The organism is Pseudomonas sp. AC252, assembly GCF_979258105.1.
Genome location: NZ_OZ409837.1, coordinates 325,315 through 347,767, shown reverse-complemented (window position 1 = coordinate 347,767; position 22,453 = coordinate 325,315). Strand labels below are relative to the sequence as shown.

Annotated in this window: 18 protein-coding genes; 10 read left to right on the top strand and 8 right to left on the bottom strand. The window is 61.6% G+C overall.

The genetic code is table 11. From position 1 onward, the window contains the following. Nucleotide 1: 1 nt before the first annotated feature. Together ACZZZ4_RS01630 and ACZZZ4_RS01625 are read right to left on the bottom strand one after the other, a co-directional pair. The gene (locus ACZZZ4_RS01630) at nucleotides 2-991 is read right to left on the bottom strand and encodes a 2-hydroxyacid dehydrogenase (RefSeq protein WP_463547108.1); all 990 of its coding nucleotides are present in this window, start codon (nucleotides 989-991) and stop codon (nucleotides 2-4) included. A gap of 81 nt (nucleotides 992-1,072) precedes the next feature. Further along, a complete protein-coding gene (locus tag ACZZZ4_RS01625) occupies nucleotides 1,073-3,826 on the bottom strand; it encodes a response regulator (protein WP_039758470.1) in 2,754 nt (917 codons plus the stop codon). Nucleotides 3,827-4,033: 207 nt separating this feature from the next. Between ACZZZ4_RS01625 and ACZZZ4_RS01620 the strand changes: the two genes are divergently transcribed. The 7 genes from ACZZZ4_RS01620 (at nucleotide 4,034) to ACZZZ4_RS01590 (ending at nucleotide 12,558) form a co-directional block, all read left to right on the top strand. Beyond that, the gene (locus tag ACZZZ4_RS01620) at nucleotides 4,034-4,756 is read left to right on the top strand and encodes a response regulator transcription factor (protein ID WP_463547107.1); all 723 of its coding nucleotides are present in this window, start codon (nucleotides 4,034-4,036) and stop codon (nucleotides 4,754-4,756) included. Continuing rightward, nucleotides 4,743-6,167, top strand: a complete 1,425-nt coding sequence (locus tag ACZZZ4_RS01615) for a histidine kinase sensor domain-containing protein (RefSeq protein WP_463547106.1) — start codon at nucleotides 4,743-4,745, stop codon at nucleotides 6,165-6,167. The genes ACZZZ4_RS01620 and ACZZZ4_RS01615 overlap by 14 nt, the downstream gene beginning before the upstream one ends. A 234-nt stretch (nucleotides 6,168-6,401) precedes the next feature. Continuing rightward, entirely contained in the window at nucleotides 6,402-7,304 is a 903-nt protein-coding gene (gene cysM / locus ACZZZ4_RS01610) for a cysteine synthase CysM (RefSeq protein ID WP_039757833.1), read from the top strand. After that, a complete protein-coding gene (gene rlmD / locus ACZZZ4_RS01605; protein WP_463547105.1) occupies nucleotides 7,304-8,680 on the top strand; it encodes a 23S rRNA (uracil(1939)-C(5))-methyltransferase RlmD in 1,377 nt (458 codons plus the stop codon). Before cysM ends, rlmD begins: the two co-directional genes overlap by 1 nt. 101 nt (nucleotides 8,681-8,781) lie before the next feature. Then, a complete protein-coding gene (gene relA, locus ACZZZ4_RS01600; RefSeq protein WP_129997412.1) occupies nucleotides 8,782-11,025 on the top strand; it encodes a GTP diphosphokinase in 2,244 nt (747 codons plus the stop codon). A 130-nt stretch (nucleotides 11,026-11,155) separates the two neighbouring features. Further along, nucleotides 11,156-11,989: a nucleoside triphosphate pyrophosphohydrolase gene (mazG, locus tag ACZZZ4_RS01595; RefSeq protein ID WP_024013963.1), complete on the top strand. Its 834-nt coding sequence runs from the start codon at nucleotides 11,156-11,158 to the stop codon at nucleotides 11,987-11,989. Between the two features lie 26 nt (nucleotides 11,990-12,015). Further along, the gene (locus ACZZZ4_RS01590; RefSeq protein WP_016773645.1) at nucleotides 12,016-12,558 is read left to right on the top strand and encodes a DUF2058 domain-containing protein; all 543 of its coding nucleotides are present in this window, start codon (nucleotides 12,016-12,018) and stop codon (nucleotides 12,556-12,558) included. A gap of 68 nt (nucleotides 12,559-12,626) precedes the next feature. On the opposite strand, the gene ACZZZ4_RS01585 is transcribed toward ACZZZ4_RS01590, so the two are convergent. The 6 genes from ACZZZ4_RS01585 to ACZZZ4_RS01560 all read right to left on the bottom strand — a co-directional run bounded on the left by ACZZZ4_RS01585 (nucleotide 12,627) and on the right by ACZZZ4_RS01560 (nucleotide 20,243). Beyond that, a complete protein-coding gene (locus ACZZZ4_RS01585; RefSeq protein ID WP_016773646.1) occupies nucleotides 12,627-12,815 on the bottom strand; it encodes a hypothetical protein in 189 nt (62 codons plus the stop codon). 441 nt (nucleotides 12,816-13,256) lie between these two features. Then, the gene (gene fabB, locus ACZZZ4_RS01580) at nucleotides 13,257-14,477 is read right to left on the bottom strand and encodes a beta-ketoacyl-ACP synthase I (protein ID WP_016773647.1); all 1,221 of its coding nucleotides are present in this window, start codon (nucleotides 14,475-14,477) and stop codon (nucleotides 13,257-13,259) included. An 11-nt stretch (nucleotides 14,478-14,488) separates the two neighbouring features. Next, nucleotides 14,489-15,004 (bottom strand): 3-hydroxyacyl-[acyl-carrier-protein] dehydratase FabA, encoded by a 516-nt coding sequence (fabA, locus tag ACZZZ4_RS01575; RefSeq protein ID WP_024013962.1) that lies wholly within the window; start codon nucleotides 15,002-15,004, stop codon nucleotides 14,489-14,491. 247 nt (nucleotides 15,005-15,251) lie between these two features. Beyond that, nucleotides 15,252-17,156 (bottom strand): ATP-binding protein, encoded by a 1,905-nt coding sequence (locus ACZZZ4_RS01570; protein WP_129997409.1) that lies wholly within the window; start codon nucleotides 17,154-17,156, stop codon nucleotides 15,252-15,254. Next, nucleotides 17,153-18,085, bottom strand: coding sequence for an ABC transporter substrate-binding protein (locus ACZZZ4_RS01565; RefSeq protein ID WP_415761785.1), 933 nt, complete (start codon nucleotides 18,083-18,085; stop codon nucleotides 17,153-17,155). The genes ACZZZ4_RS01570 and ACZZZ4_RS01565 overlap by 4 nt, the downstream gene beginning before the upstream one ends. Before the next feature lies 1 nt (nucleotide 18,086). Beyond that, on the bottom strand, nucleotides 18,087-20,243 hold the full coding sequence (locus ACZZZ4_RS01560; protein WP_463549240.1) for a TonB-dependent receptor plug domain-containing protein: 2,157 nt from the start codon (nucleotides 20,241-20,243) through the stop codon (nucleotides 18,087-18,089). 163 nt (nucleotides 20,244-20,406) lie between these two features. On the opposite strand from ACZZZ4_RS01560, the gene ACZZZ4_RS01555 reads away from it, so the two are divergent. The 3 genes from ACZZZ4_RS01555 to sixA are packed head-to-tail and all read left to right on the top strand — an operon-like array spanning nucleotide 20,407 to nucleotide 22,259. Continuing rightward, nucleotides 20,407-21,432 (top strand): NAD(P)H-dependent glycerol-3-phosphate dehydrogenase, encoded by a 1,026-nt coding sequence (locus ACZZZ4_RS01555; RefSeq protein ID WP_463547104.1) that lies wholly within the window; start codon nucleotides 20,407-20,409, stop codon nucleotides 21,430-21,432. A 30-nt stretch (nucleotides 21,433-21,462) separates the two neighbouring features. After that, nucleotides 21,463-21,810 (top strand): DUF4389 domain-containing protein, encoded by a 348-nt coding sequence (locus ACZZZ4_RS01550; RefSeq protein WP_016773653.1) that lies wholly within the window; start codon nucleotides 21,463-21,465, stop codon nucleotides 21,808-21,810. Next, nucleotides 21,807-22,259: a phosphohistidine phosphatase SixA gene (gene sixA / locus ACZZZ4_RS01545; protein ID WP_415761787.1), complete on the top strand. Its 453-nt coding sequence runs from the start codon at nucleotides 21,807-21,809 to the stop codon at nucleotides 22,257-22,259. The genes ACZZZ4_RS01550 and sixA overlap by 4 nt, the downstream gene beginning before the upstream one ends. The last annotated feature ends 194 nt before the right edge of the window (nucleotides 22,260-22,453 follow it).

The following is a 22,453-nucleotide window of genomic DNA, read 5'->3' as shown; positions in this document are numbered from 1 at the left end:
TTCAACCCTCGACCAGGTTCTGCGGCGCCCCCGCCGCCCAGGTCGCGATGTTGTGCAGGGTGGTCGCGGCAATCGCGCCCAGCGCCTCGCGCGTCAGGAACGCCTGATGCGCGGTGATGATCACGTTGGGAAACGTCAGCAGCCGCGCCAGCACATCGTCCTGCAACGGCAGGTCGGAGCGGTCCTCGAAAAACAGCTGGGCTTCTTCCTCATAAACATCCAGCCCCAGATACCCGAGTTGGCCGTCCTTCAGCGCGTCGATCAGTGCCGGCGTGTCCACCAGACCACCGCGCCCGGTATTGATCAGCATCGCCCCCGGTTGCATGCGCGCCAATGACTGGCGATTGATCAGGTGTTTGCTTTGCTCGTTGAGCGGGCAATGCAGGCTGATGATCCGCGACTCTGCGAGCAACTCCGGCAGGCTCAGGTAACGTGCGCCCAACGCCAGCACGTCGGGATTGGGATACGGATCGTAAGCCAGCAAATCACAGCCGAAGCCATGCATGATTTTTGCGAACGTTGCGCCGATCTGCCCGGTGCCGACGATGCCGACGGTCTTGCCAACCAGGTCGAAACCGGTCAGGCCATGCAGGCTGAAATCGCCTTCGCGGGTGCGGTTGTAGGCGCGGTGCAAGCGACGATTGAGGGCGAGGATCAGCGCCACCGCATGTTCGGCCACGGCGTGCGGCGAGTAGGCCGGCACACGCACCACGGCCAGGCCGAGGCGTTTCGTCGCCGGCAGGTCGACATGGTTGTAACCCGCCGAACGCAAGGCAATCAGCCGCGTGCCACCAGCAGCAAGGCGTTCCAGCACCGGGGCGCTGAGGTCGTCGTTGATGAACGCGCAGACCACTTCGTGCTGTTCGGCCAACGCCGCCGTATCGAGGCTCAGCCGCGCCGTTTGAAAGTGCAGGTCGAGCCCGGCCGGGCAGTCGGCGGCGAGGAAGCTGTCGCGGTCGTAGGTCTGGCTGCTGAAAATGATCGTGCGCATGAATCCTCCTGGAACATCGACGCGGGCCGCAATGGCCCGCGACAACTGTAGCGCTTTGCGCGCGTCGCGCCTTGCCGTGGATCAGACGCTGATGCGCGCCTGCGCCGCAAGTCGGTTGATCGAGCGCTCCAGTTCGTCCAGCGCGGCAGCGGCTTTCGGATCGTCCTGCTTGAGCAGGGTTTCGCTGCGCTGGCAAGCAGCGCGCAGTTGCGGCACGCCGCAATAACGGGTCGCGCCGTGCAACCTGTGCACGCGTTCGAGCAGAGCATTCTGGTCGTGACTGTCACGTGCGGCGCGAATCGCTTCGCGGTCGGCTTCCAGCGACGCCAGCAGCATGGCCAGCATGTCCGCCGCCAGATCGGCCTTGCCCGCCGCCAGGCGCAAGCCTTCCTCGTGATCAAGCACTGGCAGTTCCTGCTGACTCGCCGCGCTGTCGCCGCTGCGCTCCGGCGCCTGATTGCGCAGGGCTAGCCCGGTCCACTTCAACACCACTTGTGCCAGTTGCCGCTCGCTGATCGGTTTGGTCAGGTAGTCGTCCATGCCGCTTTGCAGCAGCGCGCGTTTTTCGTTGGCCATGGCGTGGGCAGTGAGGGCGACGATCGGCAGCGGCGTACAATGCCGCTCGCTTTCCCACTGGCGAATGGTTTCGGTGGTCTGGCGACCGTCCATGCCCGGCATCTGCACGTCCATCAACACCAGATCGAAAGATTCGCTCTGCACCGCTTTGACTGCCGCGTAACCGCTTTCGACTGCAAGTACGCGGGCGCCCATGTCTTCGAGCAGGGTTTGCACCAGCAACAGATTGGCCGGGTTGTCGTCGACACACAGCACGCGCGGCGCACGGCTCGACAGCGGTTCGCCCGGTTCGCTGCGGGTCTGGCGCGGATTGACCAGATCGGCCAAGGCCCGGCGCAATTTGCGCGTACACGCCGGTTTGGCTTGAAGCTGGCTGTGCGGGTTGGGCACCGACAAATGGAACAGCGTCTGCTCGGTGGTCGGGCACAGCACCAGCACTTTGCAGCCGAGGTGTTCGAGGTCCCAGATGTGCTGGTTCAAGCGTTCCGGGAGCATGTCGTTGCTGGTGATGCCGATCACCGCCAGATCAATCGCCTGATCGGTCTGATGCGCGCCGGTAACGCCATTGCTCAGGCTTTCCAGGGTGTTGAACGGAGTGACGTCGAGGCCGCAGTCTTCCAGTTGATGCTGCAAGGCCTGACGCGCCAGTTCGTGATTTTCCAGCACCGCCACGCGGCGCCCGAGCAGTGGCGCCGCGGGCAGGTCCTCGGCATCGTCGCGAGTCTTCGGCAGACTGAGGCTGATCCAGAATTCCGAACCTTCGCCCGGCGTACTGTCGACGCCGATCTCGCCGCCCATCTGTTCTATCAGTCGTTTGGATATCACCAGCCCCAGACCGGTGCCGCCGGGCTGACGTGACAGTGAATTGTCGGCCTGACTGAAGGCCTGGAACAGCGCGCGAACATCCTGACTCGACAGGCCGATGCCCGTGTCCTGAATGCTGATGCGCAACTGCACGCTGTCTTCATGTTCTTCTTCGAGCATCGCCCGGGCGACGATAGTGCCTTCGCGGGTGAACTTGATCGCGTTGCTGACCAGATTGGTGAGGATCTGCTTCAGGCGCAGCGGATCGCCGACCAGCGACAGCGGCGTATCGCGATAGACCAGACTGACCAGTTCGAGCTGCTTGGCGTGCGCCGCCGGGGCGAGAATGGTCAGGGTGTCCTGCAACAGATCACGGAGATTGAACGGAATGTGATCGAGCACCAGTTTGCCGGCCTCGATCTTCGAGAAGTCGAGAATCTCGTTAATGATTCCCAACAGGCTGTCGGCAGACTTTTCGATGGTGCCCAAATAGTCGAGCTGGCGCGGGGTCAATTCGCTTTTCTGCAACAGGTGAGTGAAGCCGAGAATGCCATTAAGCGGCGTGCGGATCTCGTGGCTCATGTTGGCGAGGAATTCGGATTTGATCCGGCTGGCTTCCAGCGCTTCTTTGCGCGCCAGGTCCAGTTCGATGTTCTGGATCTCGATGGTTTCCAGGTTCTGCCGCACGTCTTCGGTGGCCTGATCGACGCTGTGCTGCAATTCTTCGCGAGCGTTCTGCAGGGTGCCGGCCATGCGGTTGATGCCCGAGGCCAGTTCGTCCAGTTCCTGGCTGCCGAGGGGCGGCAAGCGGGTTTCCAGATGACCGTCCTTGAGCTGGGCGACCGCTTGTTTGATCTGGCTCAGCGGACGATTGATGGTGCGGCCCATGCGCAACGCGAGTAGGGCGGCACCGGCCAGTCCGGCGGCGATCAGCAGCAGGCTGGCGAACAGGCTGCGATAGCCGCGCAGCAACATGCCGTTGTGCGACAGCTCCAGCTCGACCCAGCCGAGCAGCCGTTCGGATTCTTCGGGAATGATTTCACCGGCGAGGTTGCGGTGCTTGCCGAACACTGGCATCAGGTAGCGCGTCGCGTCATTGCCGCTGCGTCGTTGCAGTAGCGCGCTGTCGCCGCTCGGTGCCTGATTGAGCATGGTCGGGCCGGCGTGGGCCAGAGGCGAGCGGTCCGCCGCGAGGAAGGTCACCGCGCGCACGTCGGGTTGTTCAAGGGACTGGGTGGCGATGCGTTCAAGCAGGTCGGCGTCACCGTGGCCCATCGCCGGCGCGACCAGTGGCGCCAGTTGCTCGGCGATCATTTCGCCGCGCTGCATCAATTGGCTCTGCAGGTCGGTCTGCTGCGTCCAGGTGAAATAGCCACCCAGCACCAGCGCCATCAGGCTGGTCGGCAACAAGGTCAGCAACAGCACGCGACCTTTGATTCCCAGTTTCTTGAGCACGCCTATCTCCCGCATCCCGCTGATCTGTTGACACATGCGTGCATCCGGCACGCGACATGGGCGCAGTGTAGCGATTTGCAGGCGGGCAATCTTGCGGAAAATGCAGGCGCCGCCCACGCACTCGTTCGTCCGACAGGCCAAGCTTGTGTTGCCCGCTGTCGGACAATCTTGAATAATCCGCCAACTGAGAATTACTTGCAGATACTCATGACTCCTGTTTCCGTTGGCCAGCCACGCATCCTTTCCATTGAAGACGATCCGGTCCTCGGCGCGTATGTGCACGAGCATCTGGGCCGCAGCGGTTTTCAGGTGACCTGGTGCCAGAACGGCCAGGAAGGTCTGAGCATCGCCCAGCGCCAGCCTTTCGACGTGGTGCTGATGGATATTCTGCTGCCGGGGCTCGATGGCCTGCAGTTGTTGACGCAATTGCGGCAGAGCCATTCGACGCCGGTGTTGCTGATGTCGGCGCTGGGTGCCGAGGCCGATCGCATCAGCGGTTTCCGCCTCGGCGCCGATGACTATTTGCCCAAGCCGTTCAGCATGGCCGAGCTGCATGTGCGCATCGAGGCGATTCTGCGCCGGGTTGCGCTGGATCGGCGCCCGCCCGCTGTCGCCCCTGCGGTCGTCAGTGGCACCCTGCGTTTCGACGATGAAAACTGCGACGTGTTCTTCCGCCAGCAAGCTGCCGGGCTGACCCGCAGCGAATTCCGTCTGCTGGAAACCCTGCACCGCAACAATGAAGAAGTGCTGAGCAAAGCCTTTCTCTATCAGCACGTATTGCAACGCGGCTATGCGGCGCACGATCGCAGCCTCGATATGCACATCAGCCAGATCCGCCGCAAACTCAAAGCCATCGGTTACACCGAGCGCGAAGTGCGCACGGTGTGGGGCAAGGGCTACGTTTTGAGTGCCGCCGATGAAACTGTCTGAACTGCCGGGGCGGCATTCGCTGTTCTGGAAACTGGCGTGCCTGTTGGTGGCGTTCTGTCTGCTGATGATCTGGCTGAGCTGGTCGTGGGGTCGCTACATGGAGGAGCGCAACCAGTTCCTCTCCAGTGACGCGCGCAGCACCCTCAGCCGTTATGCCGCGCAAGCCGAACAGGCGTGGCAGCGCGGCGGGCGCAATGGCGTCGATGACTGGTTGCAGAGCATGGAATTGCGCGAGGCCAGTTGGGTCGGGGTGATCGGCGCTGATTTGCAGTCGCTGAGCAGCCAGCCCTTGAGCGCGGCGGAGGTGCAGCACCTGACCTTTTTGCGCGGCCTCGACTGGCCGATTCACAAGAAGGGCCGACCCTGGCTGCGGCTACCGTTCCCCCAGGATCCGGCGGCGGGCATTCTGGTCATCGAATTGCCCGAGCGTTTTGTGCCAGGCAAATACCGGGTGTTCTGGCGGGTGATCACCAACGGCGTAATTCCCGGGTTGTTCACTCTGTTGCTCTGCGTCGGTTTGTATCGCCTGTTGGTGGTGCCGCTGAACAACCTGCGCGAACAGGCCAATGCCTGGCGTGCCGATCAATTGAATGTGCGCCTGTCGAGCGGTATCACCCAGCGCCCGGATGAACTCGGTGAGCTGGCGCGGGCCTTCGACTCTATGTCCGAGCGCCTGCAAACCACAGTCGCCTTGCAGCAGCAGTTATTGCGTGACTTGTCCCACGAACTGCGCACGCCGCTGAGCCGCCTGCGCGTGGCCAGCGAAAGCGAACAGAGCCTGGCGCCATTGCGCGAGCGCATCGGCCGCGAAGTCGATGGCATGCAACGGCTGGTCGAAGACACCCTGCAACTGGCCTGGCTCGACACCGACCGCTCGCCGTTGCCGGATGAAGCGATCCAGATTCAGGCGCTGTGGGAAATGCTCACCGACAACGCCTGTTATGAAAGCGGCTGGCCGAGTCTGCAACTGCAATGCTCGGTCGAAGCATCGTGCTGGGTGCGCGGCAACCTCAATGCCCTGGCGCAAGCGCTGGAAAACATCCTGCGCAACGCCATTCGTCACTCGCCCGAGGGCGGGATTGTGCGGCTCGATGCACGGCGCGATGGCGAGTATTGGCATTTGTGGCTGGAGGATCAGGGCGGCGGCGTGGCTGACGAAGATCTGCAGCGGATCTTTTCGCCGTTCATTCGATTGGACGGATCGAGACCCGGGGATGGTGGCTTTGGCCTGGGGTTAAGCATTGCGCGCAACGCGGTGCAACGGCAGGGTGGGTTGCTCTGGGCGGAAAATGCCGGGGCTGGGTTGCGGTTGAATTTGCGCTTGTTGGCCGATGATGGTGTTGCGCATGCGGACGCCTTCGCGAGCAGGCTCGCTCCCACAATGGAGCTCGGTTCGCCGCAGGCTGTGTGATCTACCGTTAATAGTGTCATCACTGCTGACACTAAATCCTGTGGGAGCGAGCCTGCTCGCGAATTCCAAGCATCACCACGAGAACTGAGTGTTGCGCAAATAAGAGTCGCACCACTGGCGCGACTTTTATTTGCTTATTCCCATAAACCATAAGCACCGCACTTTGCGTGATATGGCCTGCGCGGGTTTGCCGGTATGATAGGCGCCCCCGCACGTCTGGATTGCGAATACGCCATGACCCTGCAGTACCCAACCATCGCCGATTGCGTCGGCAACACGCCGCTGGTGCGTTTGCAGCGCCTGCCCGGCGCCACCAGCAACACTCTTTTGCTCAAGCTCGAAGGGAATAACCCGGCGGGTTCGGTCAAGGACCGCCCGGCGTTGTCGATGATCACTCGCGCCGAGTTGCGCGGGCAGATCAATCCCGGCGATACGCTGATCGAGGCGACTTCCGGCAATACCGGTATCGCGCTGGCGATGGCCGCGGCGATCAAGGGTTACAAGATGATCCTGATCATGCCGGACAACTCCAGCGCCGAGCGCAAAGCGGCGATGACCGCGTATGGCGCCGAGCTGATTCTGGTGACTCAGGAAGAGGGCATGGAAGGCGCCCGCGATCTGGCCCAGCGTATGGAAGCCGAAGGCCGTGGCAAGGTGCTCGACCAGTTCGCCAATGGCGACAACCCCGAAGCGCATTACACCACCACCGGTCCGGAAATCTGGCGTCAGACCCAGGGCAGCATCACCCATTTCGTCAGTTCGATGGGCACCACCGGCACCATCATGGGCGTGTCGCGCTACCTCAAAGAGCAGAGCGACAGCGTACAGATCGTCGGCCTGCAACCGATGGAAGGCTCGGCCATTCCCGGCATCCGCCGCTGGCCGCAGGAATACCTGCCGAAGATCTATCAGGCTGACCGCGTCGACCGCATCGTCGACATGGCGCAGAGCGAGGCCGAAGACGTCACCCGGCGCCTGGCCCGCGAAGAAGGCATCTTCTGCGGCGTGTCCTCGGGCGGTGCGGTGGCAGCGATGCTGCGCTTGTCCAAAGAAGTTGAAAACGCGGTGATCGTCGCGATCATCTGCGACCGTGGCGACCGTTACCTGTCGACCGGCATTTTCGACGCGCCGAACTGATGGCCAAACACGAGAGAGGCCTGCGCTTCCAGCCCACCGGCGGCAGCAAGGCGCCACAGATCCCGACCGGCAAAAAGCAGCGCTTGAGTATCGAGCGCCTGGCCAATGACGGTCGCGGTATCGCGTTTGTCGAAGGCAAAACCTGGTTCGTCCTCGGCGCCCTCGCCGGTGAAGAGGTCGAAGCGCGGGTGCTCGGCGCCCACGGCAAAGTGGTCGAAGCACGCACCGAGCGCGTCTTCACTGCCAGCGAATTGCGTCGCCCGGCCGCGTGCCCGCACTTCGGCCGCTGTGGCGGTTGCAGCGTTCAGCACCTGCCCCATACCGAACAGCTTGCCCTCAAACAACGCATGCTCGCCGAGCAATTGTCGCGGGTTGCCGGCGTCGAACCCGAAGAGTGGGCAGCGCCGTTGACCGGCCCGGAATTCGGTTACCGTCGGCGCGCGCGGATCGCCGTGCGCTGGGACATGAAAGCGAAGAAACTCGAAGTGGGTTTTCGCGCTGCCGGCAGTCAGGACATCGTCGCGATCAGCGAATGCCCGGTGCTGGTACAGCCCTTGCAACCGATCATGACCCGTTTGCCGGAGATGCTGCGGCGCCTGAGCAAACCGCAGGCGCTGGGCCATGTCGAGTTGTTCAGTGGTTCGTCGCTGGCGGTATTGCTGCGGCACATGGCGCCGTTGTCCGAAGCGGATCTGACGATTCTCAAGGATTTCTGCCAGTTTCATGAGGCGCAATTGTGGCTGCATGGCGAAGGTGAACCGCAACCGGTCGAGGCCGGTCAGAGCCTCGGTTATCGCCTGGAACAGTGGAATCTCGAGCTGGCTTATCGGCCGGGTGACTTCGTTCAGGTCAACGCCGGGGTCAACGAAGCGATGATCGCCCAGGCGCTGGACTGGCTGAAACCGACGGCTGAAGAACGCGTGCTCGACCTGTTTTGCGGGTTGGGAAATTTTGCGCTACCGCTGGCCAAAAGCGTCCGTGAAGTGGTGGCGGTGGAGGGCGTGCAGACCATGGTCGAGCGGGCCGCTGCCAACGCCGTCAGTAACAATTTGCATAACACAAAGTTTTTTCAAGCCGATTTATCCCAGCCTTTGACCGATGCCCAGTGGATCGGAAACGGCTTTTCTGCGGTACTCTTGGACCCACCGCGTGACGGTGCTTTCGAGGTGGTGCGCAAGCTCGCGACCCTGGGTGCCAGGCGGTTGGTATATGTGTCGTGCAACCCGGCCACGCTGGCGCGCGACACGCAGGAATTGATCAAGCAGGGCTACCGGTTAAAACGTGCCGGGATTCTCGATATGTTTCCTCAGACGGCACATGTCGAGGCCATGGCGTTATTTGAAGCGAGCCAGGACGGCTCGTCTGAATCCGCCTGATCTGTCCGCGCAGCGCTCGCCTGAGCCCCGCGAGCGCGAACGGACATTGAGGATCAGCGATTTGACGCATTGAATCTGCGTCGTAGGGAAGGTAAAGCAGCATGGTACAGGTGAGAGCACACCAGCCGATCAACACCGACGGCAGTATCAATCTCGAGGCCTGGCTCGATCACGCGGTCAGTGTCGATCTGGCACTGGATCGCGAGGCCTTGAAAGAGGCCTGCGAGTTCGCCCGCGAGGCCGAACAGCAGTCCAATGCGAAGAAGAACCTGTGGGCCGAAGGCTCCGGCAGTTTCAGCACGGGCCTGGAGATCGCCGAGATCCTCGCCGACCTCAAGCTCGATCAGGATTCGCTGGTCGCCGCCGTGTTGTATCGCGGCGTGCGTGAGGGCCAGATTGAACTGGCAGCAGTCGGCCAGCGCTTCGGTCCGGTAGTGGCCAAGCTGATCGACGGCGTGCAGCGCATGGCGGCCATCAGCGCCAGCCTAAGCCCACGGCAGTCGATGGTCATGGGCACGCAAGGGCAGGTCGAGAACCTGCGCAAGATGCTTGTGGCCATGGTCGATGACGTGCGCGTTGCGCTGATCAAACTGGCCGAACGCACCTGCGCCATCCGTGCCGTGAAAACCGCCGACGATGAAAAGCGCAACCGCGTTGCTCGCGAAGTCTTCGACATCTACGCACCGCTGGCCCATCGCCTCGGCATCGGTCACATCAAATGGGAGCTGGAGGACTTGTCCTTCCGCTATCTCGAACCCGATCAATACAAGCAGATCGCCAAGTTGCTGCATGAGCGGCGGCTGGATCGCGAGCGTTTCATCAGCGACGTGATGACCCAGCTCAAGGACGAACTGCAGGCCACCGGCGTCGACGCCGACATCAGCGGCCGGGCCAAACACATCTACTCGATCTGGCGCAAAATGCAGCGCAAGGGTCTGGAGTTCAGCCAGATCTACGACGTTCGCGCCGTGCGCGTATTGGTGCCGGAAATGCGCGACTGCTACACCGCGCTCGGTATCGTCCACACCCTGTGGCGGCACATCCCGAAAGAATTCGACGACTACATCGCCAACCCGAAAGAGAACGGCTACCGCTCGCTGCACACGGCGGTGATCGGCCCGGAAGGCAAGGTTCTCGAGGTGCAGATCCGTACCCATTCGATGCACGAAGAAGCCGAACTCGGCGTCTGCGCGCATTGGCGCTACAAGGGCACCGACGTCAAATCCGGCTCGAACCATTACGAAGAGAAAATTTCCTGGCTGCGTCAGGTCCTCGAATGGCACGAAGAGCTCGGTGATATCGGCGGTCTGGCCGAACAACTGCGCGTCGACATCGAGCCCGACCGGGTCTACATCTTCACTCCCGACGGTCACGCCATCGACTTGCCGAAAGGCGCGACGCCGCTGGATTTTGCCTATCGCGTGCACACCGAAATCGGCCACAACTGCCGGGGCGCGAAGATCAACGGCCGTATCGTGCCGCTGAACTACAGCCTGCAGACCGGCGAGCAGGTCGAGATCATCACCAGCAAGCACGGCACGCCGAGCCGCGACTGGCTGAACCCGAACCTCGGTTACGTGACCACCTCGCGAGCGCGGGCGAAGATCGTTCACTGGTTCAAGTTGCAGGCTCGTGATCAGAACGTTGCGGCCGGTAAAACCCTGATCGAGCGCGAACTCACTCGCCTCGGGCTGCCCGCGGTGGATTTCGACAAGCTGGCCGAAAAGGCCAACATGAAAACCGCCGAAGACATGTTCGCTGCCCTCGGCGCCGGCGACCTGCGTCAGGCGCATCTGGTCAACCTTGCGCAGCAACTGGTCGAACCGGAGCGCGGCAACGAGCAACTGGAACTGATCCCGCGCAAGGCCACCGGTTACAAACCGGGCAAGCGCGGCGATATTCAGATCCAGGGCGTCGGCAACCTGATGACGCAGATGGCCGGCTGCTGCCAGCCGCTGCCGGGCGATGCGATCGTCGGTTACATCACCCAGGGCCGTGGCGTGAGCATTCACCGTCAGGACTGCGCCTCGGTACTGCAACTCGGCGGGCGCGAGCCGGAGCGGATCATTCAGGTCAGCTGGGGGCCGGTGCCGGTGCTCACCTATCCGGTGGACATCATCATCCGCGCCTACGATCGTTCCGGGCTGCTGCGTGACGTCTCGCAGGTGCTGCTCAACGAGCGCATCAACGTGCTGGCGGTCAACACCCGCTCGAACAAGGAAGACAACACTGCGCTGATGTCGCTGACCATCGAGATCCCCGGTCTGGATGCGCTCGGGCGGCTGCTGGGGCGGATTTCGCAATTGCCGAACATCATCGAAACGCGGCGTAACCGTACCCCGTGAAGATGACTCTGATCCCATGTGGGAGCTGGCTTGCCAGCGATGCAGACAACTCGGTCTCTCAGGAGAGTCGAGGTGATGCAATCGCTGGCAAGCCAGCTCCCACAGGATTTTTTGGTGAGACAGATAGATGATGTATTCACTCGAAGACCTGCTCCACCTGATGTCCCGTCTGCGTGATCCGCAGTTCGGCTGTCCTTGGGACATCAAGCAAACCTATGCGACCATCGTCCCGCACACTCTCGAAGAAGCCTATGAAGTGGCGGATGCCATCGAGCGTGGCGATCTCGACCATTTGCAGGGCGAGTTAGGCGATCTGCTGTTTCAGGTGGTGTATTACAGCCAGTTGGCCAAGGAAGAAGGGCGGTTCGAATTCGCCGGGGTGATCGACAGCATCACGCGCAAACTGATCCGCCGTCATCCCCACGTATTCCCCACTGGCGATCTCTACGCGCCGCTCGACGTGCCGCGCTTGAGCGAAGAGCAGGTCAAGCAGCGCTGGGAAGAAATCAAGGCCGAAGAGCGCGCCGAGAAAGCCTCGGCGCCCGAGCAGTTGTCCTTGCTCGACGACGTGCCGGCCACGTTGCCGGCACTGTCGCGCTCAGCCAAGTTGCAGAAGCGCGCCGGGCAGGTCGGTTTCGACTGGCCGGACGCTTTGCCAGTGCTCGACAAGGTGCGCGAAGAGCTCGATGAAGTGCTCGAGGCGATGTCGGAAAATGACCCGGTAGCCGTGGCCGACGAGATCGGCGACCTGCTGTTTTCCGTGGTCAATCTGGCCCGGCATCTGAAGGTCGATCCGGAAACCGCCTTGCGCGGCGCCAATGGCAAGTTTGAAAGACGTTTCCGTTTTATCGAACAGGCATTGCGCGACACCCACCGTCCCATGGAAGATTGCACCCTCGAAGAGTTGGACGCCCTTTGGGGTGAAGCCAAACGCCAGGAAAAGAATGAGCCCAGCTGCGGCTGAGCCGTTGCCCAAGTGAGTAAGCATTGATGAGCCTTTCCCTTCGCGACCAGTTGCTCAAAGCAGGCCTGGTCAACCAAAAGCAGGCCAAACAGGTCAGCAAAGACAAGCAGAAGCAACAGCGCCTGGCCCACAAAGGCCAGGCCGAGCTGGACGATTCGCAGCAGCGCGCTGCCCAGGAAGCCATGGCCGAGAAGGTCAAGCGCGACCAGGAGCTGAATCGTCAGCAGCAGGAGAAGGCCGAGGCCAAGGCCCGCGCCGCGCAGGTCAAGCAGTTGATTGAAGTCTCGCGTCTGCCCAAGCTGACCACCGAGGACTACTACAACTTTGTCGACGACAAGAAGGTCAAGCGCATCTCGGTCAACACGCTGATGCGCAACAAGCTCAGCAGCGGTTCGCTGGCGATCGTGCACCACAACGGCGGCTATGAAGTGATTCCCCGTGAAGCGGCGCTGAAGATCCAGGAGCGCGACCCGCAGCGCATCGTCCAGCTCAACGTGCAGACCGAAGAGGTCAACGCTGAGGACGATCCGTACGCGGCGTACCAGATCCCTGACGATCTGATGTGGTAAATCCACGGCTGTAACAACGACGAACCCCGCTCATGGCGGGGTTTGTCGTTTTCAATGCTGTGGTTGCCTCAGGCGGACTTCAGTTCTCGTTGCTGTTCCTGCACTTCCAGTTCGGCCTTGTAGTTGTGGGCATCGATCTCGTTGTGGAACATGCCGACCAGCAAATCTTGTTGATGCACATCCCAGATACGGATGCCGGCGGCCAGGCCTTCGTGGGACATGTGTGAATCGTCGCGTTCAGTTACTTTTACAGTCATCTGCTAGCTCCAGATCTCAAGTTACTGCACCAAGGCATGTGCAGGACTCTGTTATAGGTTTTGTTAGCCAGCTAAGTAAACCGCCAATTGGCGCAAGGTGTCGTTGCGCATTTCGCAACAGTGCTGCAGGCCACGTAAACCGCGACATTCGGTCGCAGGGTAGTAAGTTTCATGACAGAAGTTTCATCTCCAGAACGCTCTGGATCCCTGTCTTTGATCGTTCCCACGCTCCGCGTGGGAATGCCTCTGGGGACGCTCCGCGTCCAGTGACGCGGAGCGTCACGGGCTGCATTCCCACGCAGAGCGTGGGAACGATCAATATCGCATTCGCGAGCAGGCTCGCTCCCACAGGTTTTGCGGTGTACCTGCTATTTTCTGCAGACGAAAAAAAACGCCCCGAACCAGTCGGGGCGTTTTCATGTGTGGCTCAGCAGCGGGGAATTACTTGCCTTCCCAGCGCTTCAGCACCAGCGTGGCGTTGGTGCCGCCGAAGCCGAAGCTGTTGCTCATCACGGTGTTGATGGTGGCGTTTTCGCGGGTCTTGGTCAGCACCGGCAGATCGGCCACTTCCGGGTCGAGCTCGTCGATGTTGGCGGAGCCGGCGATGAAGTTGCCTTCCATCATCAGCATGCAGTAGATCGCTTCGTGCACGCCGGCAGCGCCCAAGGAGTGACCGGACAAGCTCTTGGTCGAGCTGATTGCCGGAGCCTTGTCGCCGAACACTTCACGCACACCTTTCATTTCCGCGACGTCGCCGACCGGAGTCGAAGTGCCGTGGGTGTTCAGGTAATCGATCGGGGTGTCGACGGTGGACAGCGCCTGCTGCATGCAGCGGATCGCGCCTTCGCCGCTCGGGGCAACCATGTCGTAGCCGTCGGACGTTGCGCCGTAGCCAACGATCTCGGCGTAGATCTTCGCGCCACGGGCCAGAGCGTGTTCCAGCTCTTCGACGACAACCATGCCGCCGCCGCCAGCGATGACGAAACCATCGCGATCCTTGTCGTAGGCGCGGGAAGCTTGTTCCGGGGTGTCGTTGCGCTTGCTGGACAGAGCGCCCATCGCGTCGAACAGGAACGACTGGCTCCAGTGCTCTTCCTCACCGCCACCGGCGAAGACGATGTCCTGCTTGCCCATCTGGATCTGTTCCATGGCGGTACCGATGCAGTGAGCACTGGTGGCGCAGGCAGAAGCGATGGAGTAGTTCAGGCCCTTGATCTTGAACGGCGTGGCCAGGCAAGCGGAAACGGTGCTGCTCATGGTCCGCGTGACACGGTACGGGCCAACGCGCTTCACGCCTTTCTCGCGGAGGATGTCCAGCGCTTCCATCTGGTTCAGCGTGGAAGCGCCGCCGGAGCCGGCGATCAGACCGGTGCGCGGGTTGGACACCTGCTCTTCGGTCAGGCCGGAGTCAGTGATCGCGTCTTTCATGGCCAGGTAGGCGTAAGCCGCTGCATGGCCGACGAAGCGATAGATCTTGCGATCGATCAGCTCTTCAAGGTTGAGGTCGATGGAGCCGGAAACCTGGCTACGCAGACCCATTTCAGCATATTCCGGGTTGAACCGGATGCCAGGGCGGCTTGCACGCAGGTTAGCGGAGACGGTCTCTTTGTCATTGCCCAGGCACGAAACGATGCCCAGACCAGTGATAACGACGCGGCGCATGCGAATAACCCTTAGAAGTTGTCAGTGGAGGTGAACACGCCGACGCGCAGGCCTTCGGCGGTGTAGATTTCGCGTCCGTCGACACTGACCGAACCATCGGCGATGGCCATGTTCAGCTTGCCCTTGAGGACGCGTTTGATATGAATGTTGTAAGTGACTTTCTTGGCGGTCGGCAGCACCTGGCCGAAGAATTTCACTTCGCCCGAACCCAGCGCACGGCCGCGGCCCGGCAGGCCTTGCCAGCCCAGGAAGAAACCGACCAGTTGCCACATGGCGTCCAGACCCAGGCAGCCCGGCATCACCGGATCGCCTTCGAAATGGCAGGCGAAGAACCACAGATCAGGGTTGATATCCAGCTCGGCGACCAATTCACCTTTGCCGTACTTGCCGCCTTCTTCGCTGATATGGGTGATGCGATCCACCATCAGCATGTTCGGGGCGGGCAGTTGCGCGTTACCTGGGCCGAACAGCTCACCGCGACTGCAGCGCAGCAGGTCTTCCCGAGTAAAGGCGTTTTGTTTGGTCATGCGAGCTCCTCAATAATCCCATGCGGCAGGTGGGGCAGATCTTCCCGACCGTTCAAGGCGTTCATGCCTCGAACCGGCAGCCTACTCATAGACTATTGCGTTGTGGTGAAAGTCACAGCACCAAGGACATGAATGTACACTTGTGCACTGAAATTTTTAATCAAGCCCCTTTTGGGGCTCGTTCGGGTGCCTAAGACTGCCGCACTTTCGCTTTTCACGCCAGTCGCAGATGGTCGAAAGGCCCACACTACGACACCCAGCGCTGCAAAATCTGCTGCAGGTCATTGCGTTTGAACGGCTTGGCCAGGTAATCGTTCATCCCCGCCGCGAGACAGGTTTCGCGGTCGCCCTGCAGGGCATTCGCGGTCAGTGCAATGATCGGCACATCGCGGCGTCCGGGCAGGTCGCGGATCTGCCGCGTGGCCTCGTAGCCGTCGATGATCGGCAGCCGGCAGTCCATCAGAATCACTTCGAATTCGCCGCCCTCGGCACTGCGCACTGCTTGCGCGCCATCGGTCGCCACGCTGACGGCAAAGCCGAGGCTGCGCAGCATCGCTTCGATCACGGTCTGGTTGACCGGATTGTCTTCGACCAGCAACACATGGCGTCCTTCGCCCTGACCGCTGCCGTTCAACGCACGTGGCGCGGCCAGTGCGGGCATTGCCTGCTTATAGAGCGCCAACGGGATTTCCAGGGTGAAAACCGAGCCACGACCTTCTTCGCTCTGCGCGCGCAAGGTACCGCCCATGCGTTCGGCCAGGGTCCGCGCGATCGGCAGACCGAGACCGGTGCCGCCGTAACGACGGGAAATCGAACTGTCGGCCTGCTGGAAGGCATTGAACATCAGCTCCAGACTCTCAGAAGAAATGCCGATGCCGCTGTCGCGCACCGAGCAGGTGAACCACAGCAGTTCGTGATCCAGCGATTGCCATTGCGCTTCGATGCTGACCCGGCCCTGCTCGGTGAACTTCAAGGCATTGCCGACCAGGTTGACCAGAATCTGCCGGATCCGCGTCGGATCGCCCTGCACCTGCAAGCCACGCATGTCGTCGGGAATGCGCAGATTCAGCGCCAGGCCTCGCTGCACCGCGCTGTGCTGGAACGACTGCGCGCAGGCGCCGATCAACTCGGCGAGGTTGAACGGAATGTGCTCAAGCTCCAGCTCCGAACGCTCGATTCGCGAGAAGTCGAGAATGTCGTTGATGACCTTGAGCAAATGCTCGGTCGACTCCGACGCGAGCGCCGCGTATTCCGCCTGCTCGTCGGTCATCTCGGTGGTTTCGAGCAGTTGCAGCATGCCCAGTACGCCGTTCATGGGCGTGCGCAGTTCATGGCTCATCATCGCCAGAAAATCCGACTTGGCGTTGTTGGCCTTTTCCGCCTCTTCGCGGGTCTGGATCAATTGCGCCATCGCCTGCTGCTGTTCGCGACTGGCCTGCTCCAGCGCTTGGGCGAGGTTGTTGATGTGCTGCGACAGCGCACCCAGCTCTGTGTCATCGACAATCGGCAGCGGGGTTTTGTAGTCGCCTTCCTGGATCGCTTTGACAGCGTTGCCAATGTCACGGATCGGTTGCGACAGGCTGCCGGCCAGGCGCCGCGCCACGACAAAAGTGAAGAGCAGGGCGAACAGCGCGAGAATCCCGGCCTTGAACAGGATCTCCTGCTGGCGCTGACTGAAAGCATCGTTGGACAGGCCGACGATCACTCGCCCGAGATAATCCTCGCCGGCGGCGCTGTTGCTGACCTTGCCGTCCTGGAAAAAATCATTGTGCAAGGCGATCCGCTGCAAACGCACCGGCGCCTGGAATACTTCGACCTGATGCGGGCGGCTGTGGCTGTCGGCCGGTTGTTCGACGTACACCACAATCCGGTTGGCGCTGTCCTGCACTTCGAGAAAGCGCACATTGGGTGTGGCCAGTGTCGCCTTTAGCAGGCTTTCCAGCACTTCGTTGTTGCCGGAGATCACCCCGTATTCCGTGGCCGGGGCCAGTTGGTTGGCGATCAACTGGCCGGTGTGGTTCAGCTCCTGGCGCAAATCCTGAATGCGCACGAAGGTGAAAAAGCTGATCAACAGCAACGTCAGCAACAGCGCCGGCCCGAGGCTGATCAGCTGCGTGCGGGTGTTGATGTCCCAACGGCGACGAAAACTCATGGGCGGCGCTCTCCTTCGGCCAAGGCACTGGCGACAGATGCTTCATTCAGCGGTTCGATGCCTAAGGAACGAGCCACCTGCGCATTACTTGAGACTTTGAAACGAGCGGGATAAAGCGTTCGTGGCCAGGCACTGGTCGGCTGGTCGAGCAAATGATCGAGAATCGCCAGCCAGTCACTCTGGTCGCTGTAGGTGCTGGCGAGGCTGCCCGCGCGAACGAAGGCAATGTTGGGGCCGATCAGCGCAACCTGCCGCGAGTAGCTGCTGAGCAAAAGGTTTTTCGCCGTTTGCGAGTTGTACAGGTCGGGATCGTCGAGGCCGAGCAATACGTCGCTGTTTTTCAGCACCGCTTGCAGCGGACGGCTGTCGTGGGTGTTGTCCCAGCGCTGGCTGACGATGTCCAGATTCAACGGCCGCGCAGCCGCACGCAATTCGTCGAGAAGGAACTCGCCATGCTCATCGAACAACACGCCGACGCGTCGGGCCTGCGGCAGAATCCGTCGGATCAGTTGCAATTGTCGGCTTAGCGGCGGATCGCTCCACAACAGGCTCAGGCGCGCCGGGTGCGAGTCAGCGAAACGCTGGCGTGCCTGCAAGCGACTGATGCGCAACACCAGCGTCGACGGGCCTTGCGAGTCCTGCAGGCGCCAGTCGAGGCTGGGCAGGTCGAGCAGGATCAAGCGCAGGCTGGCCGGCAGTTTGCCCGGAGCCGGCAAACTGGCCAGCGGCTGAAACCGCACGTTGTCGGTCGGGCGCAGTTCACTCAGTGCCTGAACAAAAGCTTGCACGCCGGGGCTTTCCTCGGCGCCGGTCAACAGAATATCCGCCGCCTGCACCGCGACACCGTGCAGCCACGCGGTCAAGAACAGGCAGAGCCCGGCCAGCCAGTGGCCAAGGGTTGGCGTCTTCCGTGACGGGCCGTTGCGCATCCTAAAACTCCAGCTCGGCGCTGAAATACATCACTCGGCGTTCGTCGTAATTGTTGTCGACGAAGGTGTTCGGCTGATGGTCGAGACGCTGTTGCAGCACCCCGGCCAATTGCAGCTGAGCTTTGCCAATGGCGATACGTTTGGCGATGCGCGTGTCGACGCGTTCGAAGCGATAGCCGTTGAGCGCGTTGTCGCCGTAATAGACGAGGGCGCTGTTCCAGCCATGCCCCCAGTTGCGCAGCCAACCGGCGGAACCGCTGTGGCGTGAGGTGTACTGCTGGTCCAGCGGATTGCTCGCCTCGGCGTCGACGAAGGCGTAGGTCAAACGCAAGCGGTCGGCGCTGCCGAGGCGCCAGTCGAGTTGCGTTTCGGTGCCGCGAAAGCGCGAGCTGTTGGCGTTGCTGGCGATGTATTGGTTATTGCGCAGCGGCTCGCTGATCATGCCGGTGATTTCGTCGTAGAACAGCTTCACGTCCACCGCCAGACCGAGTTCGGCGAAATAACCGTTGTAGCCCAATTCACGCGAGCGCATGTGCTCCTGATCGAGATCGCCGGGGCCACGGGTCTTGACGAAATAACGCGCCGACGACTGGCCGTACGCCGAGGGCCGCAGGTTGCTGACCTGATAGCTCCAGTTGACGTTGTTCTCGAACATGTCCGGCGAACGGATCGCCTCCGAGTACACCGCACGCAGACCGTGACGCGGGTTGATCAGGTAGTTGACCGCGAAGCGCGGCGTCAGCGAACTGCCGATCAGTTGCGTGTCTTCGAACATCGCACCGCCCTGCAGCAGCCAGTGCTCGGTGGCGCGCCATTCCAGTTGACCGAAGGCGCGCCAGGTGGTGTCGTCGAGGGTGCCGTTGAAATAGGTCTCGGAGTCGGCGCGGTCGTAGCGGTAGTTGAGGCCGCTGACCAGACGCAGGCTGTCGGACAGACTGAGGGTGTCCTGCAGTTCGAGGTCGTAGCGCGATTCGCGGGCGCTCTGGTCGATGTCGCCGCATAGGGTCTGGCTGGCGCCGTTGCGCCATTGCTCAAGCACTTGATTGGCCAGCGCCATTTCCTGCGGCGTGCCGGGTGCCGCGCCGGGGCCGGTGAACTGGTTGATGTTGCGCGCCAGCCGCTCGGTGTAATTCGGGTTGAGCTGCCACAGCTGCGCCAGCTCGGGGCTGAACGACACTTCAGCATCGCAAGCGCGCCAGACTTGCTGGCGATCCCAGTGCTGCGCCGAACCTTGTACATAAAGGCTGTGTTCGGGGTTGATATCGAGGTTCCAGCGCACCGAACCGGCGTAATCCTTGGCCACCACGTCGGAATTGTTCCCGGCGTCGGTAATCCCCGAGAACACCGGGCGGTAGGTATAAGGTCGCTGATTGCTGCCGTCCTTGGCGTTGAGCTGCCAGTCGAGGCTTTGCCCTTCATTGAGGTCGTGGCTGACCGCCAGGCTCAGACGATTCAAGCGTCGACTGTCGCGATAATCGGCGCCGTTGCGGTCGCTGTCGAAACCGTCGTCTTCCTGGCCGGACAGCGACAGGCGCAGATCACCGCCATCCCACCCGGTGCCCTGGCTGGCATAAAAGTCGTTGATGCCACGCTGACCGCGGGTGATTTTCAGGCGCGTGCCGTGGCTGTCGGCCGGGTGTCGGGTGATGATGTTGATCACCGCCATCAGCGCGTTGGCGCCGTAGCTGACCGTGTTCGGGCCGCGAAACACCTCGATCCGGTCAATGTCTTCCATCGCTACCGGAATATCGCTCCAGTCCACCGTCGCCAGGCCGGCGCGATACACCGAGCGGCCATCGATCAACACCTGCATGCGCCGCGCTTCGCTGGCATTCGTGCCGTGGTAATTCACCGCCGGCTGATTGCCATTGATGCTGCCGACCATCATTCCGGGCACCAGCCGCAGCAGTTCGCTGATATCGCGGGCACCGCTGGCGTTGATCAATTCGTTGTCGAGCACGGTCATGCTCCCGGGCACTTCCGCCGGCGTCTGCTTCAGCCGCGTGGCCGTCAGCACCGGCGGCAGCGTCTGGCTGTCGACGAACAGGTCGTCCGCCAGTACCAGCGGGCTGAACAGCAGCGCCAGTAGCAGGGGCGAGCGCGGAGGAGGAGGGCCAGAAAACACGACACAGCCTGCAGAGAAGGAATTGGCGCGCATGTTAACCGAGGGCAGCGACTTTTCCAGTGACGTTACAGGCATTTTCCTAGGTTTTATTGGTCTTCTTCCTACAAATGTCGGTAATTGTTGCTGGGGCTGGCCGCCACCGGGGCGCCCCGTATAATGCCCGGCATCGCCACTGGTATGGATTAACGGATTGCATATGACTGAACAGCGCCCGATTGCGGTCCTGGGAGGCGGAAGTTTTGGTACCGCCGTGGCCAATCTGCTGGCCGAGAACGGCCATCAAGTCCTTCAGTGGATGCGTGACCCCGAGCAGGCCGAGGCCATCCGGGTCAATCGCGAAAACCCGCGTTACCTCAAAGGCATCAGGATTCTGCCGGGCGTGACCGCCGTCACCGACCTGCAAGCCACCCTCGACGCCTGCGATCTGTGCTTTGTCGCGCTGCCGTCCAGCGCCTTGCGCACGGTACTCGCCGCCCACGCCGAGCGTTTGAGCGGCAAGATGCTGGTCAGTCTGACCAAAGGCATCGAAGCGCAGACCTTCAAGCTGATGAGCCAGATCCTCGAAGAGATCGCCCCGCAGGCACGCATCGGCGTGTTGTCCGGGCCGAACCTGGCGCGGGAAATCGCCGAGCACGCATTGACCGCCACGGTGGTCGCCAGCGAAGACGAAGAACTGTGCAAAGCGGTGCAAGCCGCGCTGCACGGGCGCACCTTCCGCGTTTACGCCAGCGCCGACCGTTTCGGTGTCGAGCTGGGCGGTGCGTTGAAAAACGTCTACGCAATCATCGCCGGCATGGCGGTGGCGCTGGACATGGGCGAGAACACCAAGAGCATGCTGATCACCCGCGCCTTGGCCGAGATGACCCGATTTGCGGTGAATCAAGGCGCCAACCCGATGACCTTCCTCGGTCTGGCCGGGGTCGGCGATCTGATCGTCACCTGCTCTTCACCGAAAAGCCGCAACTATCAGGTCGGTTTCGCCCTCGGTCAGGGCTTGAGCCTCGACGAAGCGGTGTCGCGTCTCGGTGAGGTCGCTGAAGGGGTCAACACCCTCAAGGTGCTCAAGGCCAAGTCCCAGGAAGTCGGCGTGTACATGCCGCTGGTCGCCGGGCTGCACGCGATCCTGTTCGAAGGACGCACGCTGGAGCAGGTGATCGGTCTATTGATGCGTGCCGAGCCGAAAACCGACGTCGACTTTATTTCCACCAGCGGTTTCAACTGATTCAGCTGTTACACGGACAGGAAGCAAGCCATGAACGATCCGAAAAGCGAAACCCAGTACGAATCCATCCTCCTGCGGGTGTTGTGGATGATCGTTTATCTGCTGGTCTGGCAAGTCGCGCAATTCATCCTCGGCGCGGTGGTCCTGGTGCAACTGATCTACCGCCTGATCTACGGCGCACCGAGCGCCAGCCTGATGAATTTTGGCGACAGCCTCAGCCAGTTCCTCGCGCAGATCGGCCGCTTCGGCACGTTTCACAGTGACCAGAAGCCCTGGCCGTTTGCCGACTGGCCGGCGCCGCGCACCCCGGAAGGGGAAGCGCCGCACACTGTCGCCCCGGCCGCGCACCCGGTGCGCGATGAGGAGCCCAAACTATGAAACTCTGGGTATTGCGTCACGGTGAGGCGGTGCCTCACGGCTCGAAAATCGATTCCGAGCGCGAGCTGACCGAGCACGGCCGTAAGGAAGTCCTCAGCAGCGCGGCGCATCTGATCGGGCAGCCGCTGACGGCGATTTATGCCAGCCCTTATGTACGCGCTCAGCAAACCGCGCAGATTGTCCGCGAGGCGCTGGGGTTCGAGCCGGAGATTCGCACGGTCGAATGGCTGACGCCGGAGAGCGATCCGGACAAGGTTGCCGAGCAACTGGTATCTGTGAGCAATGTGTTGCTGGTCAGCCACAACCCGTTGGTGGGCAACCTGCTCAGCTATTTGCAGCACGGCGCCGGGCATCCGCCGGAGCGGGTCAGTACGGCGGGGCTGGCGGAGCTTGAGCACAGTGAACTGCTGATTGGCTCGATGAAGCTCAATAGCCTCAAGCACCCTTAACGCCATATCCCTGTGGGAGCGAGCCTGCTCGCGAAGGCGGCGTGTCATTACCCTTTTTGGGGCCGACACACTGCATTCGCGAGCAGGCTCGCTCCCACATTGTTTCTGTCACCCCAAGAAATTATTTGATTGAAAATTCCAACCAAGCACTTGCTTGGTTGACTACGCTTGCTCCAGACCAAAAAACAGGAGCG

Excerpts from the sequence above, each read along its gene's own strand:
- ACZZZ4_RS01585 (WP_016773646.1), bottom strand. The coding sequence starts at position 12,815 with ATGACTGTAAAAGTAACTGAACGCGACGATTCACACATGTCCCACGAA.
- ACZZZ4_RS01550 (WP_016773653.1), top strand. The coding sequence starts at position 21,463 with ATGAACGATCCGAAAAGCGAAACCCAGTACGAATCCATCCTCCTGCGG.
- ACZZZ4_RS01560 (WP_463549240.1), bottom strand. The coding sequence starts at position 20,243 with ATGCGCGCCAATTCCTTCTCTGCAGGCTGTGTCGTGTTTTCTGGCCCT.
- rlmD (WP_463547105.1), top strand. The coding sequence starts at position 7,304 with ATGGCCAAACACGAGAGAGGCCTGCGCTTCCAGCCCACCGGCGGCAGC.
- sixA (WP_415761787.1), top strand. The coding sequence starts at position 21,807 with ATGAAACTCTGGGTATTGCGTCACGGTGAGGCGGTGCCTCACGGCTCG.
- ACZZZ4_RS01630 (WP_463547108.1), bottom strand. The coding sequence starts at position 991 with ATGCGCACGATCATTTTCAGCAGCCAGACCTACGACCGCGACAGCTTC.
- cysM (WP_039757833.1), top strand. The coding sequence starts at position 6,402 with ATGACCCTGCAGTACCCAACCATCGCCGATTGCGTCGGCAACACGCCG.
- ACZZZ4_RS01615 (WP_463547106.1), top strand. The coding sequence starts at position 4,743 with ATGAAACTGTCTGAACTGCCGGGGCGGCATTCGCTGTTCTGGAAACTG.
- mazG (WP_024013963.1), top strand. The coding sequence starts at position 11,156 with ATGTATTCACTCGAAGACCTGCTCCACCTGATGTCCCGTCTGCGTGAT.
- fabA (WP_024013962.1), bottom strand. The coding sequence starts at position 15,004 with ATGACCAAACAAAACGCCTTTACTCGGGAAGACCTGCTGCGCTGCAGT.
- ACZZZ4_RS01565 (WP_415761785.1), bottom strand. The coding sequence starts at position 18,085 with ATGCGCAACGGCCCGTCACGGAAGACGCCAACCCTTGGCCACTGGCTG.
- ACZZZ4_RS01570 (WP_129997409.1), bottom strand. The coding sequence starts at position 17,156 with ATGAGTTTTCGTCGCCGTTGGGACATCAACACCCGCACGCAGCTGATC.
- fabB (WP_016773647.1), bottom strand. The coding sequence starts at position 14,477 with ATGCGCCGCGTCGTTATCACTGGTCTGGGCATCGTTTCGTGCCTGGGC.
- ACZZZ4_RS01590 (WP_016773645.1), top strand. The coding sequence starts at position 12,016 with ATGAGCCTTTCCCTTCGCGACCAGTTGCTCAAAGCAGGCCTGGTCAAC.
- relA (WP_129997412.1), top strand. The coding sequence starts at position 8,782 with ATGGTACAGGTGAGAGCACACCAGCCGATCAACACCGACGGCAGTATC.
- ACZZZ4_RS01555 (WP_463547104.1), top strand. The coding sequence starts at position 20,407 with ATGACTGAACAGCGCCCGATTGCGGTCCTGGGAGGCGGAAGTTTTGGT.
- ACZZZ4_RS01620 (WP_463547107.1), top strand. The coding sequence starts at position 4,034 with ATGACTCCTGTTTCCGTTGGCCAGCCACGCATCCTTTCCATTGAAGAC.